The 17945-nt window shown below is 64.8% G+C and carries 13 protein-coding genes; 12 read left to right on the top strand and 1 reads right to left on the bottom strand.

All coding sequences use genetic code 11. The features are described 5' to 3' along the window. Positions 1-198: 198 nt before the first annotated feature. From H2O77_RS02640 to H2O77_RS02615, 6 genes are all read left to right on the top strand, one after another. Positions 199-1794: a solute:sodium symporter family transporter gene (locus H2O77_RS02640; protein WP_054555382.1), complete on the top strand. Its 1596-nt coding sequence runs from the start codon at positions 199-201 to the stop codon at positions 1792-1794. Between the two features lie 534 nt (positions 1795-2328). Further along, positions 2329-3921: a solute:sodium symporter family transporter gene (locus H2O77_RS02635; RefSeq protein WP_054555381.1), complete on the top strand. Its 1593-nt coding sequence runs from the start codon at positions 2329-2331 to the stop codon at positions 3919-3921. 132 nt (positions 3922-4053) lie between these two features. Beyond that, positions 4054-4956, top strand: coding sequence for a DUF2927 domain-containing protein (locus H2O77_RS02630; RefSeq protein WP_215823848.1), 903 nt, complete (start codon positions 4054-4056; stop codon positions 4954-4956). Positions 4957-5100: 144 nt separating this feature from the next. Beyond that, entirely contained in the window at positions 5101-6306 is a 1206-nt protein-coding gene (locus H2O77_RS02625; RefSeq protein ID WP_215824463.1) for an MFS transporter, read from the top strand. A 115-nt stretch (positions 6307-6421) separates the two neighbouring features. After that, the gene (locus H2O77_RS02620) at positions 6422-7909 is read left to right on the top strand and encodes a YcjX family protein (RefSeq protein WP_240548687.1); all 1488 of its coding nucleotides are present in this window, start codon (positions 6422-6424) and stop codon (positions 7907-7909) included. Further along, positions 7906-9096 carry a TIGR01620 family protein gene (locus H2O77_RS02615; RefSeq protein WP_215823847.1) on the top strand — a complete coding sequence of 397 codons (1191 nt, stop codon included), beginning with the start codon at positions 7906-7908 and terminating at the stop codon, positions 9094-9096. The genes H2O77_RS02620 and H2O77_RS02615 overlap by 4 nt, the downstream gene beginning before the upstream one ends. Positions 9097-9227: 131 nt before the next feature. On the opposite strand, the gene H2O77_RS02610 is transcribed toward H2O77_RS02615, so the two are convergent. After that, positions 9228-10379 carry an oxidoreductase gene (locus H2O77_RS02610; protein WP_215823846.1) on the bottom strand — a complete coding sequence of 384 codons (1152 nt, stop codon included), beginning with the start codon at positions 10377-10379 and terminating at the stop codon, positions 9228-9230. A gap of 286 nt (positions 10380-10665) precedes the next feature. On the opposite strand from H2O77_RS02610, the gene H2O77_RS02605 reads away from it, so the two are divergent. The 6 genes from H2O77_RS02605 to H2O77_RS02580 all read left to right on the top strand — a co-directional run bounded on the left by H2O77_RS02605 (position 10666) and on the right by H2O77_RS02580 (position 17843). Next, a complete protein-coding gene (locus H2O77_RS02605; RefSeq protein ID WP_215823845.1) occupies positions 10666-11331 on the top strand; it encodes an NAD(P)-binding oxidoreductase in 666 nt (221 codons plus the stop codon). 184 nt (positions 11332-11515) lie between these two features. Beyond that, on the top strand, positions 11516-13462 hold the full coding sequence (locus H2O77_RS02600) for an exoribonuclease II (protein ID WP_215823844.1): 1947 nt from the start codon (positions 11516-11518) through the stop codon (positions 13460-13462). A gap of 290 nt (positions 13463-13752) precedes the next feature. Beyond that, positions 13753-14130 (top strand): hypothetical protein, encoded by a 378-nt coding sequence (locus tag H2O77_RS02595; RefSeq protein ID WP_054555377.1) that lies wholly within the window; start codon positions 13753-13755, stop codon positions 14128-14130. Between the two features lie 685 nt (positions 14131-14815). Next, positions 14816-15940, top strand: a complete 1125-nt coding sequence (locus H2O77_RS02590) for a glycosyltransferase family 1 protein (RefSeq protein WP_215823843.1) — start codon at positions 14816-14818, stop codon at positions 15938-15940. Further along, the gene (locus H2O77_RS02585) at positions 15933-16775 is read left to right on the top strand and encodes a polysaccharide deacetylase family protein (protein ID WP_215823842.1); all 843 of its coding nucleotides are present in this window, start codon (positions 15933-15935) and stop codon (positions 16773-16775) included. The genes H2O77_RS02590 and H2O77_RS02585 overlap by 8 nt, the downstream gene beginning before the upstream one ends. A gap of 63 nt (positions 16776-16838) precedes the next feature. Next, entirely contained in the window at positions 16839-17843 is a 1005-nt protein-coding gene (locus tag H2O77_RS02580) for a lysylphosphatidylglycerol synthase transmembrane domain-containing protein (protein ID WP_131431293.1), read from the top strand. The last annotated feature ends 102 nt before the right edge of the window (positions 17844-17945 follow it).

Here is a 17945-nt window from a genome sequence, read left to right as displayed (position 1 = left end):
AGACAATTGCAGAAAAATGTCAGACAAATTGTCAATGGTGAGGGTCAGGCATTTCTTTGACACTGATCGGCACGCTAGATGTCGGTCGCTGACAGCATGTCTCGTGGTACCGCGCGCCAACGGTGAGGCATGTTCTGCAGACGATGGGCAGCTGAGCAAGCAGGCCTCCGAGCCCTGTTGTTCAACAAGGATAATGCCATGAACGCCCTCACCCTGAGCTCCTTCGTGTTCTTCACGGGGCTGGTCGCCGTGATCACCTGGTGGCTGACCCGTCGTGACGACCATCAACATTCCACCGGCTATTTCCTCGCCGGACGCAGTCTGACCTTCCCGATCATCGCAGGCTCCCTGCTGATGACCAATCTCTCCACCGAGCAGATGGTGGGCCTCAACGGCGCCGCCTTCACCGACGGCCTTTCCGTGATGGCTTGGGAAGTGGTGGCCGTGGTCTCGCTGGTCGCGATGGCCATGTTCTTCCTGCCACGCTTCCTCAAGAGCGGTATCACCACCCTGCCGGAACTGCTGGCACTGCGCTTCGATCGCACCACCCAGCTACTGGCCAACCTGATCTTCATGCTGGCCTACGCCATCATTCTACTGCCCAGCATTCTCTACTCCGGCGCCCTCGGCCTGATGGGTGTGCTCGACCTGCGCGCCCTGACCGGCATCGACTCGCAGATGGTACTGCTGACCGGCACCGTGATCGCCGTCGGCATCGCCGGTGCCATCTATGCCCTCTTCGGTGGCCTGCGCTCCATCGCCATCTCCGACACCCTGAACGGCATCGGCCTGCTGATCGGCGGCATGATCATCGTCTACTACGGGCTGGACCGTGTCGGTGACGGCAATGGCATTCTCGCCGGCTGGGAGACGCTCAAGGAGACCCACCCGGAGAAGCTCAATTCGCTGGGCGGGGATGACCAGTCAGTGCCGGTCTCGACCCTGTTCACCGGGGTGCTGCTGCTCAACATGTTCTACTGGTGCACCAACCAGCAGATCATCCAGCGCACCTTCGCCGCCAAGACCCTCGCCGAGGGCCAGAAGGGCGTGCTGCTGACTGGCGCCCTCAAGCTGCTGGGCCCGCTGTATCTGGTGCTGCCGGGCATCATCGCCTTCCAGCTCTACGCCGGTGACGGCATCAAGGCCGACGCCGCCTATGGCCGGCTGGTCTTCGATGTGCTGCCCGCGCCGCTGACCGGCTTCTTCGCCGCGGCGATGGTCGGCGCGATCCTGTCGTCCTTCAACTCGGCGCTCAACTCCACCGCCACCCTGTTCAGCCTCGATGTCTACAAGGCACGCCTCAAGCCGCAGGCCAGCGATGAAGAGGTGGTCAAGGCCTCCAAGTGGGCCGGCTGGATCATGGCCGCCGCCGCGATGGCCATCGCGCCGCTGCTGGCGACCCAGGAAAGCCTGTTCGTCTACGTGCAGAAGGTGAACTCCATCTACTACATCCCGCTGCTGGCGGTGATCGTGGTGGGACTGATGTCCAAGCGCGTGCCGGCCATCGCCGCCAACCTGGCGCTGGTGCTCGGTTGCGCGGTCATCGGCCTGTTCTACTTCGTGCCGACGCTTTCCGAGCTGGTCGATCGGGTGCACAACTTCCACTTCATCGCCATCGTGCTGGTGCTGTTGATCGCCATGATGCTGGTGATCGGCAAGCTGTCACCGCGCGCCGAACCCTGGATCCAGCAGGACGTCGGTGCCATCGACATGACCCCCTGGGCCGGCACGCGTATCGCCAGCATCATTCTGCTGGTACTGGTGATGGCGATCTATCTGGCCTTCGCCGGCTGATCGCCCCATTCGCCCAGCGCGTTCGCACGCCACATGTCATCGTCATCGCCACATGTCATCGTCATCGCCATGACCTCACGACATGAGCGCACGACATGAGTGCAAGACATGAGCACGCCAGCGCCCCGTCATCTTCACCGATGGCGGGGCGCTGGCGTCTCTGATTGAGCATCAAAGATGCCCCGCAATGCGCAGCGAAAGCCGCGACATGCGTCTTTTTACGACACTGCGATCAATGCCTGATACCAGAGACTGAGAAGCAATGACCGCCTGTTCATTCTCAACGCTCAATCGACGCCAACCACACCCCGAAACCTACGTATGTTCTACAAATGGCGGATAGCGAGAAATCGGGAGATACCTACACTAGCGCCAGTCTTGCCGTGAATGTTACCGGTGAGTCTCTTCACGGACGATGACACAGCTTGCTGTGTGCATTGCATCGCCACGGCTGGATCGGCGTCGAATCGCTACCCGGGTCACCTGCCCACCGCCTCATGATTCGCCGCCGCACGCCTAAAGGAATCCTCCCCCATGCATGCCTTGACACTTGTTTCTTTCGTGTTCTTTACCGGCCTGGTCGCCGCCTTGACCTGGTGGTGGACACACCGCGATGACACCTCGCATTCCACCGGTTATTTCCTCGCCGGACGCAGCCTGACCTTCCCGCTGATCGCGGGCTCCCTGTTGATGACCAACCTGTCCACCGAACAGATGGTCGGCCTGAATGGCGCCGCCTTCACCGATGGCCTGTCGGTGATGGCCTGGGAAGTCATGGCGGTACTGGCCATGGTGGTGATGGCGATGTTCTTCCTGCCACGCTTCCTCAAGAGTGGCATCACCACCCTGCCCGAGCTGCTGGCCCTGCGCTATGGCCGCAGCACCGAGCTGATCACCAACCTGATCTTCCTGTTCGCCTATGCGGTGATCCTGCTGCCGATCATCCTCTACTCCGGTGCCATCGGCCTGCAGGGCATGCTGGATCTGCCGTCGCTGACCGGCATCAGCTCGCCCAATGCGCTGCTGTGGATGACCATCTGGGTGGTCGGCATCATCGGCGCCATCTATGCCCTGTTCGGCGGCATGCGCTCCATCGCCATCTCCGACACCTTGAACGGCGTGGGCCTGTTGATCGGCGGCATGCTGATCGTCTATTTCGGCCTCGACGCCGTCAGTGATGGCCAGGGCGTGATGGCCGGCTGGGACACGCTGACCGCCGCCAATCCGGAGAAATTCAACTCCATGGGCGGCGAAGACCAGTCGGTGCCCTTCTCGACCCTGTTCACCGGCGTGATGATCATCAACTTCTTCTACTGGTGTACCAACCAGCAGATCATCCAGCGCACCTTCGCCGCCAAGACCCTCGCCGAGGGCCAGAAAGGCGTCCTGCTGACCGGTGCCCTCAAGCTGCTGGGCCCGCTGTATCTGGTGATTCCCGGCATCATCGCCTATCACCTCTACGCCTCTTCCGGCGTCAAGGCCGACAGCGCCTACGGCCAGCTGGTCTTCGATGTGCTGCCCGCGCCGCTGACCGGCTTCTTCGCCGCGGCGATGGTCGGCGCGATCCTGTCGTCCTTCAACTCGGCGCTGAACGCCACCACCACGCTGTTCTCCACCGGTATCTACAAGGCGCATCTGCGTCGTGATGCCAGCGACGAGGAAGTGGTCAAGGTCTCCAAGGGCTTCGGCTGGGTGCTGGCGATCGCCTCCATGACCCTCGCGCCGCTGCTGGCCGGTCAGGAAAGCCTGTTCGGTTACCTGCAGAAGATGAATGCCATCTACTTCATCCCGATCTTCGCCGTGGTGCTGATGGGGCTGCTGACGCGTCGCGTGCCGACCATCGCCGCCAACCTGGCGCTGCTGATCGGTTGCAGCGTGATCGGGGTGGTCTACTTCGTGCCAGCCTTCTCCGGCGTGCTCGACGTGATCCACGAGTTCCACTTCGTCGGCCTGGTGTTCGTGCTGCTGATCGCGATGATGCTGATCATCGGCAAGCTGGCACCGCGTGACGAGCCGTGGATCCAGCAGGATGTCGGCGCCATCGACATGACGCCCTGGAAAGGCGCCAAGGTCTGCGCGCTGCTGCTGGTCGTACTGGTGATCGCCATCTATCTGGCCTTCATCTGACGCCTGCAAGTCGCCGCTTCAAAACGACGAATCGTCATCAAATGAGTATCACGCCCCGCGTTGCCCCCTCGGACACGCGGGGCGTGTGCATTTCAGGCATGCTGGACTGCATGTTCCCTGAAGAGGTCGCCCATGTCCTGCTTACCCCATCGCCAGTTAAAGGGACTGTTCTTTTCCTCGCTGAGGGCGCCTTTCTCCTCTTCGCTGAGGGCTCCTTTCTTTTCCTCGCTCAGGGCGCTCAAGGCGCTGGGCGTCGCCCTGCTGCTGTCCAGTCTGGCCACCGCCAGCCCGAGCCAGGCCGCCGAGCGCTGGCAGCGGGCCGCTGTGTTGACGGACAGCTTCATGGAAGTGGCGCTCAAGCGTGAATACCAACCCGGCAACAGCGCCTCGCTGGTGCGCTGGCAGGCGCCCATCAAGGTGCGGGTCGATTCGCAGCTGGGCAATTCACGCATGCAGCGCCAGATGAGCGAGGTCCAGTTTCGTCATCTGGCCGCCATCACCGGCCAGCCGTTGAGTTTCGTGTCCTCCGCCGGAAAGGCCAACCTGCGCATCGCCTTCATCGCCCGGGACCACATGACGCGCGAGGCCACCGCCTACGTCGGCAAGCAGCAGGCCGCCACCCCGGGCATGCGCAAGGCATTGCGTGAAGGCGTGTGCCTGACGCTGTTCAAGACCGGGCCGGATCACGCCATCACCAGCGGCCTGATCCTGATTCCCGCGGGCTATGCCCGCCAGAAGGCGCGTCTGGTGGACTGCGTCGTCGAGGAGAGCGCCCAGCTGATGGGGCTGCCCAATGATTCAGACAGGGTCTCCCCCTCCGTCTTCAGTGACGTCACGGTGGATACCTGGCTGAGCCCGCTGGATTATGTGCTGCTCAAGATGCTGTATGCCCCGGAACTTTCCCCCGGCATGTCAGCCGCGCAAGTCCGCGCTGCGCTGCCCGCGGTCATCCAGCGTCTTGCCGAGCAGGGCGAGCTGTCACACGCCATCCGTCGCGTGCGCCAGGGCAGCCTGCGGGAATGGGCGGGAGACTAGGCTCGCCGAGAGCGCAATCCTGAACACGGAGTTGGAACGCCTGAGCGGAGCACAGGCATAATCAGGTCAGGCGCGCCGGGCGCCGACATCCGACGGAGCTGCGCCTTCATGCCACTATCTTCTCCCGCTGCCGGCCGGGCACGCCTGCCCTTGGCCGTCACGCTGCTGTCGCTGTGTCAGGCCTTGCTGGTCAGCGGCAACATCCTGCTGATCGCGGTCTCGCCGCTGATCGGTGCCCAGCTGGCCTCGAGCAGCTGGTCGACCGCGCCGGTCGCCACCCAGTGGCTGGGCCTGATGTGCGCCACCATTCCTGCCTCGTTGATCACCGCTCGTCTCGGGCGGCGGCGCGGCTTCGTGCTCGGCAATCTGTGCGGGCTGGCTGGCGCGGGGCTGGCCGTGCTGGCGCTGCATCTGCAGCATTTCGGACTGTTCCTGCTTGCCACCTGGCTGGTGGGCATCGGCATCGGCTTCGGCCAGCTGTATCGCTTCGCCGCGATGGAAGCCGCCCCGGAGGAGCAACGTGAACGCGCCATCGGGCTGGTGATGGGCGGTGGCGTGCTGGCGGCCTTCTTCGGGCCCTGGCTTGCACGCACCAGTCATGCATTGGCCGACACGCCCTTCCTGGGCAGCTTCATCGGGCTGGGGGCACTCTATCTGGTCGCGCTGTTGCTGCTGGCCTTCATCCGCCTGCCCCGTGACGGCAACGCCCAGTCAGCCGACGATGATGCAGTGGCGCCTGCACGCCCATTGGGCGTGATCCTGCGTCAACCGACCTTCCTGCTGGCCGTGCTCAGCGCGATGGTCGGCTATGGGGTGATGAATCTGGCGATGACGGCCACACCGCTGGCCATGGCCCATGCCGGACACGGCTTCGATCATGTCGCCACCACCATTCAATGGCACGTGGTCGCCATGTTCCTGCCGTCCTTCTTCACCGGGCGGCTGGTCACCCGCTTCGGGGCGGGCACCATGATCGTGACCGGCTGTGGCTTTCTGCTGGCAAGTCTTGCCACCGCACAGCTGCTGGCCGCCGACTACCTGACGGGAGCCCAGGGGTTCTTCCTCGGTCTGATCCTGCTCGGCATCGGTTGGAACTTCACCTTCCTGCCCGCCACCACGCTGCTGACCCGCTGCCATCGCCCCAACGAGAAGGCCCGCACCCAGGCCGCCAACGAGTTCCTCGTCTTCACCACCGGAGCAGTGACGGCGCTGCTGGCCGGCCCCCTGGTCAGTACGCTGGGCTGGGCGCTGCTCAACCTGCTGCTGATCCCCGCCTGCCTGCTACCCATCGCCCTGCTGGCGTGGCGTCAGCTTGCCTTGCGCGCCGATCGCCCGCAGATAGAGGGATGATGGCGAGCCGTGCGGCGCACGCTGACAAGTCCCGGCCATCACCCGGCTCATCATCAGCTGCCAGGACGCCATCGCGTCGCGCCGCCGCCTCGCCCCCACTGACAGGGAATGCCTGATGTTCAACACCATGACCCGCAACGCCCGCCAGCTTGCCCGCGATGTGGGCCGCGAAGCACATGACCTGCTGGAGCGCGGTCTCGACCGCCAGCTGCGGCTCGCCGTCACGGGCCTGTCCGGTGCCGGCAAGACCGCCTTTCTCGTCTCGCTGATCGAGCAGCTGCGCCATGCCGGACTCGGCGCGCGCCTGGAGCTGCTGCCCGCCGCACGCGACGGCCGCCTGCTCGGCGCGGAACGCGTCAGCCAGCCGGACCTCTCCATCCCGCGCTTCCCGCTGGAAGCCGGCTTGCGCTCGCTGTCCGGCCAGCATTCGCCGCATGGGCCCGAATGGCCGACACCGACCCGCAGCATCAGCGAGCTGCGCCTCAAGATCGGCTTTCGCCCCACCTCGCGTGCCGCGCGCATGCTCGACAGCCAACGCGCCACCCTGACGCTGGACCTGATCGACTATCCCGGCGAATGGCTGCTGGACCTGCCGATGCTGGAGCAGGACTTCAGTGGCTGGAGCAGCGAGTGCGAGACCCAGCTGGCCGACGGGCGTGGCGACTGGGCGCATGACTGGATGGCAGCCATCGAGGGCCTGACACCGGACAGTGAGGTGGATGAAGACCGCCTCGCCGAGATCGCGAGCCTCTATACCGACTATCTGCACGCCGCACGTCGCAAGGGTGGCTTCGTCGACCTGACACCAGGCCGTTTCCTGCTGCCCGGCGAGCTGGACGAAGCGCCAGTGCTGCAGTTCTTCCCGCTGCCGGGGCTTGGTGACTGGACACCCGACGCGCTGGCCGCCCTGCCGGAAGCCAGCCTGTATCGCACCCTCGCACGCCGCTTCGATCACTATCGCCGCCGCGTGGTGCGCCCCTTCTATCATGACCACTTCCGGCGCTTTGACCGCCAGATCGTGCTGATCGACGTGCTGGGCGCGCTGAATGCCGGCCCGGCGCCCTTCCGCGACCTGAGCCGTGCGCTGGACAAGCTGTTCGACAGCTTCGCCTATGGCCGTCGTCATCTGCTGGCGCGCCTGATGGACCGCCGCATCGACCGCCTGGCCATCGCCGCCACCAAGGCCGACCACGTCACGCCAGAGCAGCATGGCGCGATGCGCGACCTGCTCGAGCAGCTGCTGGCGGACCCGCTCAAGCGCCTGCGCTATCGCGATGTACCGCTCAAGGCCTTCACCATCGCCGCCATCCGCGCCAGCGAGGCGCGCGAGGTGGTCGAGAATGGTCAGCGTCATCCGGCGCTGGCGGGACAACTGCTCGGCGAGCACGAGGGAACGAGCGACTCGGACACGCAAGGCGCCGGCCGCGAGTCCGTGCTGCTGTTCCCGGGCGAGGTGCCCTCACGGCTGCCCGACCCGAATTTCTGGGCCAAAAGTCGCTTCGACTTCCCCCACTTCGCGCCGCCGAAGATCGATGGCAATGCGCCACCTCACATTCGCATGGACGCCGTGCTCGACTGGCTGCTGGGAGACCACCTGAAATGACCACCGAATCCCGCCATCCGCGCCCGGGCAAACGCTTCACGAGCCCCGATTCGGCGCAGGCCGATGCCGCCTCGACCACCTATGCCGAGCGCCCCACCGAGAGCGCATCAGAGAGCGCGGCAGAGGCCCTGCGCGGCGCGCGTCACTTCTCGCCAGAGATGGAAAGCCAGCCCCTGGCGGCGGCCGAGCCGGAACCCGCCACGCCGGGACTGGATGCGACGCTGAGCGCCCGGCCACGTCATCGCGGCCTCAAATGGCTGCTGCTCGGCACCCTGACACTCGGGGGTGTCGAGGCCGGTCATGCGCTCTATCAGGCGGCCATGGGCGGTGATCTGATCGCCGGTGCCTGGGGCCTGCTGGGCCTTGGCGCCATCGGGCTTGGCGCCCGCGCGCTGGGCAAGGAGCTCTTCAGGCTGCGTCACCTGCGCAAGCACGTCGCGCTGCGCGCCGAGCTGGAAGAACATCAGCAGGATGACTTTGGCCAGGAGAACTTTGGTCAAGGAGGCTTTGGCCAGCGCGGTGATGCGCCGTCCACGCCTGACGAGGACTCGGGCAAGGCAGGCGGCAAAGCCGACAGCCCGCAGGAAGACCTGCTCGAACAGCTGCGTCGCCAGATGAAGCTCGGCGATGATGATGCCGGCGTGCGCGCCTGGCGCGCCGCCTGTGAAGCGCATCACTCGCCGTCGGAGCGCCGCGAGCTGTTCGCCTTCCACGTGCTGGGGCCGCGGGATCGTGAGGCGCGGCGTCTGATCTCGCGCATGAGCGGCGAGACGGCGGTGATGGTGGCGGTCTCGCCGCTGACCTGGGTCGACATGAGTCTGGTGGCCTGGCGCGGGCTGCGCATGATGGAGCGCCTGTCGCGCCTCTACGGGCTGGAGCTGGGCTATGCCAGCCGCCTGCGGCTGTTCAAGGAGGTACTGGCCTCGATGGCCTTCGCCGGTGCCAGCGAACTGGCCGCCGAGGCCAGCATGGACCTGCTGTCGATGAATCTGGCCGGCCGCCTCTCCACCAAGGCCGGTCAGGGGCTGGGCAGTGGCCTGATGAACGCACGTCTCGGCCTGCGAGCCATGCGCCTGCTGCGCCCCATCCCCTTCCATGCCGAGGAGGTGCCGCGCATCGGTGAGCTGCGCGCGGAGCTGTTCTCGCGCATGCGCAAGGCCGACAAGGGCGAGGACGACGCGAGCTGAGCAGGCCGCGACCTCCCCTGCCACTACCTTGAAAACAAGACGCGCGCCTCTGATAGCTGGCCATTCGGGCCTTCAGGGCGCGCGTCTTTCGTGAGTCATCTCACCTTCGATGGTTTCAGCCTTCGAGGATTTCAACCTTCGCTGGCGATGCCGGCCTCCAGCCACTTCATCACGCGCAGCGCCTCATGGGGTGAGGTCGGATTGCCGCCCTGGCCGCGAATGCAGTCGCGCAGCCCCGCATACCAGGCCGGATAGTCGCCATCGCGGCCCTGATGGGTGCCGCCTACCAGCACCTGCTCGCCTTCGGCGCCGTCCGGGTCGGCCTCCAGCACGGTCAACATTCCGGGACGCGCATCCCGCCCCCACTGGCGCGCCTGGCGCTCCTGCGGGTCACGCGAGGGCCAGTCACCGGCCTTGAGGCAATCCTCCTGAGGGTCGAGCCCGAACACCACATAGCTGCCACGGGTGCCGTGCGCGGCGAAGCGTGCCGTCGGCGCCGCCGTCAGTGCACTGGCGTGCAGCTCCACCACCAGACCGGGGTGCCCTGGATGGTGGGCGTAATCGAGCACGGCATGGAAGAAATCATCGGTCACCGCGCCTTCGCGCTGGGCGCGACGCGTGAGCTGGATGGCGCCTGGTTCGCCGAACAGGCACAGCGCCTGATCCAGCAGGTGCGGACCGAGGTCATACCACAGGCCGCTGCCGGGCAGTGCCTGCTCACGCCAGCGGTTCGGCACCGTCGGGCGGAAGCGGTCGAAGTGGGATTCCAGATGCGCGATGCGCCCCAGCGTGCCGTCGTTGATCAATTCCGCCAGCGTCAGGAAGTCGGCATCGAAGCGCCGATTGTGAAATACCGCCAGCACCCGGCCGGCCTGCTCGGCCTGGCGGGTCAGGGCCTCGCCTTCTTCAAGCGTCACCGTGAAGGGCTTGTCGACGACCACATGCTTGCCTGCCGCCAGCGCCGCAGAGGCCAGCGGGGCGTGGGTCTCGTTGGGCGTCGCGATGATGATCAGATCGATGTCGTCACGCGCAAGCAAGGCCTCCGGGGCGGCCTCCACCTCCAGCTGCGGGCGCTCGGCCCTGACGACCTCGGGCCGCGAGGTGGACAGCGCCACCAGCGCCAGCCCGTCCGTGGCCTCGATCAAGGGTGCGTGGAAGGTGCGCACCGCCATGCCATAACCGATCAGCCCGACCCGGATCGCGCTCTCAGAGGGGAAGGCGGCGCCGTGCCATGCGGCGGTGTCGCTATGATCATCAGTGGCGGGGTGGGCTATGCGGCTCATCGGGCATCCTTGTCGTTGACGCAATCTTGAGGGAGTCGTGCCTGGCAGCGCCATCCTAGCAAGGCTCCCGTGCCACAGACAGAGATGACAGCCGCCTTTGATGCTTGTCCATCGCAGACTTCATCCCGCGAGCGAGTCGCCGCGTAATGCCCGCCATCGAACAGCAGTCCCCTTGAAGTCACGTGGCTCAGCCCGCAGACCTTGCTGTACCAGGAGGGGCGCGGCAGTGAGTGGGAAGGTCACTCGCCAGCCGCCTCGCCATTTGATTCGCGAAGGAGCAGACAGCATGCGCAAGACGCTCATCATCGGTGCCAACGGCAAGATCGGTCGTCAACTCTGCGAGAAGGCTCAGGCCGCCGGCGAGCCCGTCGTCGCGATGATCCGCTCGACCGAGCAGCAGAGCTGGTTCCATGAACGCAGCATCCCGACGGTACTGGGCGATCTGGAAGGCGAGATGCGCCAGGCCTTCTATGGCTGCGATCAGGCGGTGTTCGTCGCGGGCTCCGGCCCGAATACCGGCCCGGACAAGACACTGACCATCGACCTGCACGGTGCGATGCGCACCGCGGAGCTGGCCGCCGAATTCGGGCTGTCGCGCGTGATCCAGGTCAGCTCGATCCGCTCCGAGACACCGCTGGCCGGCCCGGTGGCGATGCGCCCCTACTTCGCGGCCAAGAAGGCGGCCGATCTGTGCCTCGCCGAGAGTGGCCTGCGTCACGTCATCGTCAAGCCCGGCCGTCTCACCAACGAGAGCGGCAGCGGCAAGCTGACCCAGAACGCCGATGACTCCGACGAGATGCAGGTCTCGCGCGCCAATGTCGCCGAGTTCCTGCTTGGCTTGATCAAGGCCCGCGAGATCGGTGGCCGTCATCGCAAGGCGCCCATCTTCACCCTGTTCGACGGTGATACGCCGGTTTCGGGTCTGCTGAACGCCACGACGACCGCCGACTGAGTGCGCGCCTGAGCCTGTGGCAAAGCGCACTGGCAGGCCGCTTTCGCCAGGCTTGCCCACGCTTGACCTGCCGCTCATCCACGCCTGCGCGCAGCCCGCGCGGGCGTTGGGCCATCTGGTAGCTTTCCCCCCATGCTCCATGTCCGTATAGTGAGCCACTGACCCCGCCAACAGAACTTCCGAAATGCTGCAGAACAATTCGCTGCTGGCGCAGCTGAAAGATCAAATCCGCCAGGAAATTCCCCGTGTCACGGGGGTGATCAAAGGCACCGACAAGGGCTTCGGCTTCCTCGAATGCGAGGACGGCGAGTCTTTCTTCGTGCCGCCACCCGCCATGAAGCAGGTACTGCACGGCGATACCGTCGAAGCAACCGTCAAGGTGGAAGGTGAGAAGAAGTCCGTACAGCCGGAAGTGCTGATTGAGACGGGTGTCGATCGCTTCGTCGCTCGTGTCGGCAAGCGTGATGGCCGCCTGAACGTGATGCCGGATCATCCCTCCATCAACACGCGCATGAAAGCGCGCGTGAAGCGTGGCATCAATGAGGAAGCCCTCAATGATGGCGACTGGGTCGTGGCACGTCTGCTGCGTCACCCGATGCGCAAGGACGACCGCAGCTTCTTCGCCCAGATCGAGGAAGTCATCGCCACCGTGGACAACCCGCGTGTGCCGTGGCGCGTCACCCTGGCGCGTCACGCGCTGGAACAGGCCTCTCCGGAGGGCGGCACTGACTGGCCGCTGCTCGAGGAAGGCCTGACTCGCGAAGACATGACCCACGTGCCCTTCTTCACCATCGATGGTGAGAAGACGCGTGACATGGATGACGCCCTGCACATCGTCGAGCGCCCGGAAGGCGGCTGGACCCTGAGCATCGCCATCGCGGACCCGACCGCCTACGTGCCGGAAGGCAGCCGTGTCGACGAAGAGGCGCGCACGCGCTCCTTCACCGTCTACCTGCCGAGCCAGAACGTCACCATGCTGCCGGAAATCCTGGCCGACGACCTGTGCTCGCTGAAGGAAGGTGAAGACCGTCCGACGCTGATGTGCATCGTCGACATCGATACCGATGGCGTGATCGGCGAGCCGAAGTTCTTCGCGGCCACCATGCGCTCCCACCACCGCCTGACCTACGACAACGTCTCCGACTGGATCGAAGGCCAGGAAGGCAGCTGGAAGCCGGAAACCGAAGAGCTGGCCGAAGGTCTGCGTCAGCTGGAAGCCTTCACCCAGGCGCGTATCGCCTGGCGTGCACGCAATTCCCAGGTCTTCCGCGAGCGTCCGGACTTCGAGTTCGAGCTGGATGAGGAAGGCAACGTGCTCAACGTACGTGCCGACCACCGCCGCATCAGCAATCGCATGATCGAAGAATCCATGATCACCGCGAACCTGAGCTGCGCACGCCTGCTCTCCAAGCACATCGGTCACGGTATCTTCAACGTGCACCAGGGCTTCGCGCCGGAGAAGTACGACGACACCATCGAGTTCCTGGCTGGTCAGAACATCACCGCCACGCCGGAACAGCTGGGCAGCCTGGAAGGCTACCGCCTGATCCGTCAGGAGCTGGATAGCCGCGAAGACACCTGGCTGGACGTGCGCATGCGTCGCTTCCAGGGTTACACCGTGATGTCCGCTCAGCCGGGGCCGCACTTCGGTCTGGGTCTGGAAGCCTACGCGACCTGGACCTCGCCGATCCGCAAGTACGGCGACATGGTCAACCACCGCTTGATCAAGCGCGTGATTCTCGGCCAGGACGTGCCGGCGGAAGCCACCGAGCAGCTGACCGAGCACCTCAGCGAACGTCGTCGTCTCAACCGCATGGCCGAGCGCGATGTGAAGGACTGGCTCTACGTGCGCTACCTGACCAAGGCCGCCGAAGAACAGCAGGTCTTCACTGGCGAGATCATCGACATCCGTCGTGGCGGCATGCGCGTGCGTCTGGAAGAGAATGGCGCCAGCGTCTTCATTCCGGCACCGCTGATCCACAGCGATCGCAAGAAGGTCGCGATCGATGACAAGGAAGGCCGCGTGCGCATCGAAGACGAGCTGCGTTACTCACTGGGCGACATCATCAAGGTCTCCTTGACCGAAGCCCGTGAAGAGCGTCGTTCACTGGTAGGTCGTCCGGCCGAATAAGCCGCGACCCACCACTGCCGTATGTAACTGCCTTGTCATCACGGGCAATTGCCACGGCCATCTACGCCCCGGAGTGCTCTGCGCCCGGGGCGTTTTTCGTTCTTGTGCATTGCGTATACGGTGCGTGTACCAAGCGTGAGAAATTGTAATTTTGTGAAACAGAAGCTCACGCTATACTCCTCACATCAACACACGACATCTGCTTTCACTGCTGCAGCGTTACTGGATTGACCAAGCGCGAATGACTGAAGCCTGTCCCTGATGAAGTTCGTCCATGCGAGGACCCAGAAATGAAAACTCATCGCTCCACTGCAGCTACCTCACTGCGTCACCTGGCCGAGCATGCCGCCATCGTTCGTCACCCGGCCATGAGCTACGCCCGCGTCGACGCCGCAGCAGACAGCAGCTCAGGCAGAAGCTCGGAAGGCAACTCCACCTCTCCGGAGCGCCAGCGTGAGATTCAACGTGAAGCGATGGAACACGTCGCGATGCTGCTGGAACGTGATCGTCGCCGGACCCGCAACCGTCTGCTTCTGGCCGCCGGCCTGCTGCTGAGCCTTGTGCTGCTCGCCAGCCAGCGCCCAGCCGAGCCGGAAGCCGCCTTCTCGCAGGAGCTTGGCCAGGCCATGCCCAGTGCCCTGCACCTGTCCCAGCATGGACTGGCGTGATGACGCCCGATCTCAATCCATCAGGACAGATAACGATGCCAGGACCCCATGCAACACCAGGCACGGATGCCAGACATGACTGAGTCGATCCTCTGCTAGACCCTGCAATGCCCGCTCCGGCGACCCTCCCCCCTGTCGCCCCCTGTATTCCTGTAGTGCACGCACTTGCCCTGTCCGGTGGCTCCGGACAGGGTCTTTTTTTGCCTGTCGTATGGCTTCTCTTGCGCAGCACTGACCAGAGGCCAGCTGCCGCACTCCCTGCTGGAGCACGCCAGCATGGCAAAACGTCTTTCTTCCCCCCTCGCAGTAAACCTGATGCCAAGAGCTTGATGACAAATGTCCGAGAGCGGGAGCGCATCGCACCAACATTGTTCCCTGTTGTCACACAGACCAGTCATCTCCTGATGTAACGTCATTGCCAGCCGCAGTGTGGAACATCGCGTGGCGAGGCGTCTCGTCACGCGCGACACTGTATGTCATGCCTCGTGCCCTTGGTTTCACGTCGGGTTCCCCCCATGACTTGACCAGAGGCTCGTTCGTCATTGCCACTGGCTTGCTGGAATCTGCGTGCTCGATTGCGTCTTTCTCAAGCACCCGGAAGCACGACAAGGCAGCCATGGCGGGCAGTGACGTCGGGATTCATCTTCATCGCGCACGACCGGTAAAGCGGTCTTGAGGAGTCCGTGTGCATATCGCTGACATGACCATGTTCCATGCCCCCTCCAGTGGCGGGGTCAGAACCTACCTGGAAGCCAAGCGACGACGTCTGCGGACGCGGCCCGATGTTCGTCACAGCCTGCTGGTCCCCGGCGAGACCACCAGTGTCAGTGATGACCTCTACAGCGTGCCGGCACCGCCCATTCCCTTCGGCAACGGCTATCGCTTCCCCCTGCGCCGGGGCGGCTGGGTCAGCACGCTGCTGGCACTGCAGCCGGATGTCATCGAGGCCGGTGACCCCTACGTCACGGCGTGGGCGGCACTCGATGCCGGTCGCAAGCTCGATGTCCCGGTACTGGGCTTCTATCACTCGGACCTGCCGCGCCTGATCACCAATCGCCTGGGCGAGTGGTCAGGGGCCAACGTCGATCGCTACGTCAAACGCCTCTATCGCCACTTTGACCGCGTGCTGGCCCCCAGCCAGGTGATGGCCGACCGGCTCGACCGACTCGGAGTCGACAATGTCCATATCCAGCCACTGGGTGTCGATCTTTCCACCTTCCACCCTGACTGCCGCGACGAGGGCCTGCGCCGCGAGCTTGGCCTGGAAGACCACGTGCGCCTGCTGGCCTTCGCCGGTCGCGGCTCACGCGAGAAGAATCTTGATGAGCTGCTGGAGGCCGCCCGCCTGCTCGGCCCCGACTACCATCTGCTGTTGATCGGCTCGGGCATGCCGCGGCATCTCCCTGACAATGTCAGCGTGACCGGGCACTTCTGCAGCAGCACCGAAGTGGCGCGTCTGGTGGCCTCGGTGGATGTGCTGCTGCATGCCGGCACCCAGGAAACCTTCGGTCTGGTGGTACTGGAAGCCATGGCCTGCGGCACACCGGTGGTGGCGGCACGCGCCGGCGCACTGGCCGAGAATGTGCCACTGGGCTGCGGTCAGCTCTGCAACCCGCACTCGCCGCATGCCATGGCGCGTGCCGTGCAGGAAGTCTTCGCCAATGACCCCGCCGCACTGGGTCGTCAGGCGCGGCGGCATGTCGAGAAGCACCATGCCTGGGACCGTGTCGTGGATGGTCTGCTCGGCCATTATCACGCGGTCACCGGGACTCGCATGCAACCGGTACTCGAGGAGGTGACCCATGGCTGAATCGCCGGCTGCCAAGCAGCACTTTCTGTTGGTCCTGCATGATGTCGCGCCCGAGACCTGGACCGACTACCGGGACTTCGTCGCCGAGGTGGATGCCCTCTGCCAGGCACGCCTGAACCACCCCTGCCCGATCACCTGGCTGGTGGTACCTGACTTCCATCATCGCAGCGCCCTGGAAGACGCTCCGGAAGTCATCGCCCTGCTGGACTCTCGCCGCCAACAGGGGGACGAGCTTGCCCTGCATGGCTTCCATCACTGCGATGACGCGCCAGCCCCCCGCACCCCGCGCGATTACCTGATGCGCCGCGTGCTGACCTGGGAGGGCGAGTTCTACCCCCTCGATGAGACCGAAGCCAGACGACGTCTGCTGGAAGGCACCGCACTCTTCAAGCGTCTTGGCTGGCCATTGGACGGCTTCGTGGCCCCCGCCTGGCTGATGAGTGACGGCACTCGCAAGGCGCTGAAGTCCCTCGACTTCCGCTACACCAGCGACCCCCAGCATCTCTATCGACTGCCTGACTTCACGGTCATCGATGCGCCCGGACTCGTGTGGAGCGCACGCTCCGCGCCACGCCGCCTGATGTCGCAGTGGGTAACGCAGCGCAAGCTGAGCCGCGAGCAACAGGCGCCGGTGTTGCGCCTGGGCCTGCATCCGGTCGATATGCGCCATGCACGCTCACGCCAGTATTGGCTGACGCTGGTCGAGCGCCTGCTCGATGAAGGGCGCCAGCCGATGACCAAGATCGGCTGGCTGACGCAGCAGGGGCTGCTCACTCCCGCCACATCTGACACTGCGCAACTGAACTCGCACCAGGCGGCTCACAGTGCTGCCTGATACCCACCTACCGGATGAGTCCCGTCGTATGGGCCTTGTGACAACCCGCTGCGGGAATCTGCCATGAATCGTGCCCTCTGGTTACTGGGTGCTGGCCTTGTGATGGTCATCGCGATACCGCTGGTACTGGGTGGCAGCGGACTGGGCGGCCAGCTGCGCCAGTTCCCCCTCGACACCTTCCTCTTGATGCTGGGCATGATCGTGATGTGCTGGAACCTGAACGCCGGCCGGTTGCGTCTGCTGCTGGCCGGGCGGGGCGGTCACCTGGGGCAACGCCGCGCCGTCGGCATGGTGATGGCGACCGAGTTCGCCATCAGCGCCACCCCCGGCGGCAGTGGCGGTCCGCTTACCCTGATGGGACTGCTGTCACGTCAGGGGGTGCGCCCGGCGCAGGCCACGGCGGTATTCGCAGTCGATCAGATCACCGACATGCTGTTCTTCCTCTCGGCGCTGGCCAGCATCGGGCTCTACGCCCTCTCGCATACCATCGACCTGCGCCTGGGGTGGATGCTGGCCGTGCCGGCGCTGTTGCTGATCATCGGCTTTGGCCTGCTGGCCGCGCTGGGCAAGCATCATCGGCGCCTGCTCAAGACCAGCGGACGCCTGCTGCGCTGGCTCAAGGTACGCCATCGCTCACGCGTCAAGCTGGCGCGGGGCCTGATCCACTTCCGCCATGCGCTGGTCGAGACACTCGCCCTGCCGCGCCTGACGCTGAGCCTGATCTTCCTGCTCTGCTGTGCCCATTGGCTGCTGCGCTACTCGATCCTCTATCTGGCCGTGTCCGGCCTGGGGCAGGACATTGACTGGAGCTGGACCTTCATTGTGCAGATGCTCTCGCTGGCAGCGGGCCAGCTGACGCTGCTGCCCGGCGGTGCCGGAGGCGCGGAGCTGTCCTCCACTGCCCTGCTCAGCCCGATGATCGGCGCCGCCAGTGCCGCGGCGGCAGTAGTGATCTGGCGAGCGGTGACCTTCTATTTCTACCTGATCGCCGGCGCCCCGGTGTTCTTCGTGATGGCGGGACGCAGCATGCTGGGAAGCTTGCTCAAGCGTCGCTCGGCAGCCACATGACGGGGCGACCGAGCAGCGCTGCAGGCATCATCATGAAAAACACTTGATCATCGCCATATGAATAATACTTTGTTATGTTGGCAGGCGGCTTTATTGAACGGC

Source organism: Cobetia sp. 4B, from assembly GCF_018831605.1.
Classification (GTDB): Bacteria; Pseudomonadota; Gammaproteobacteria; order Pseudomonadales; family Halomonadaceae; genus Cobetia; species Cobetia amphilecti.
The sequence above is the reverse complement of the archived record's forward strand: the minus strand, read 5'-3'. Positions and strand labels throughout refer to the sequence as shown.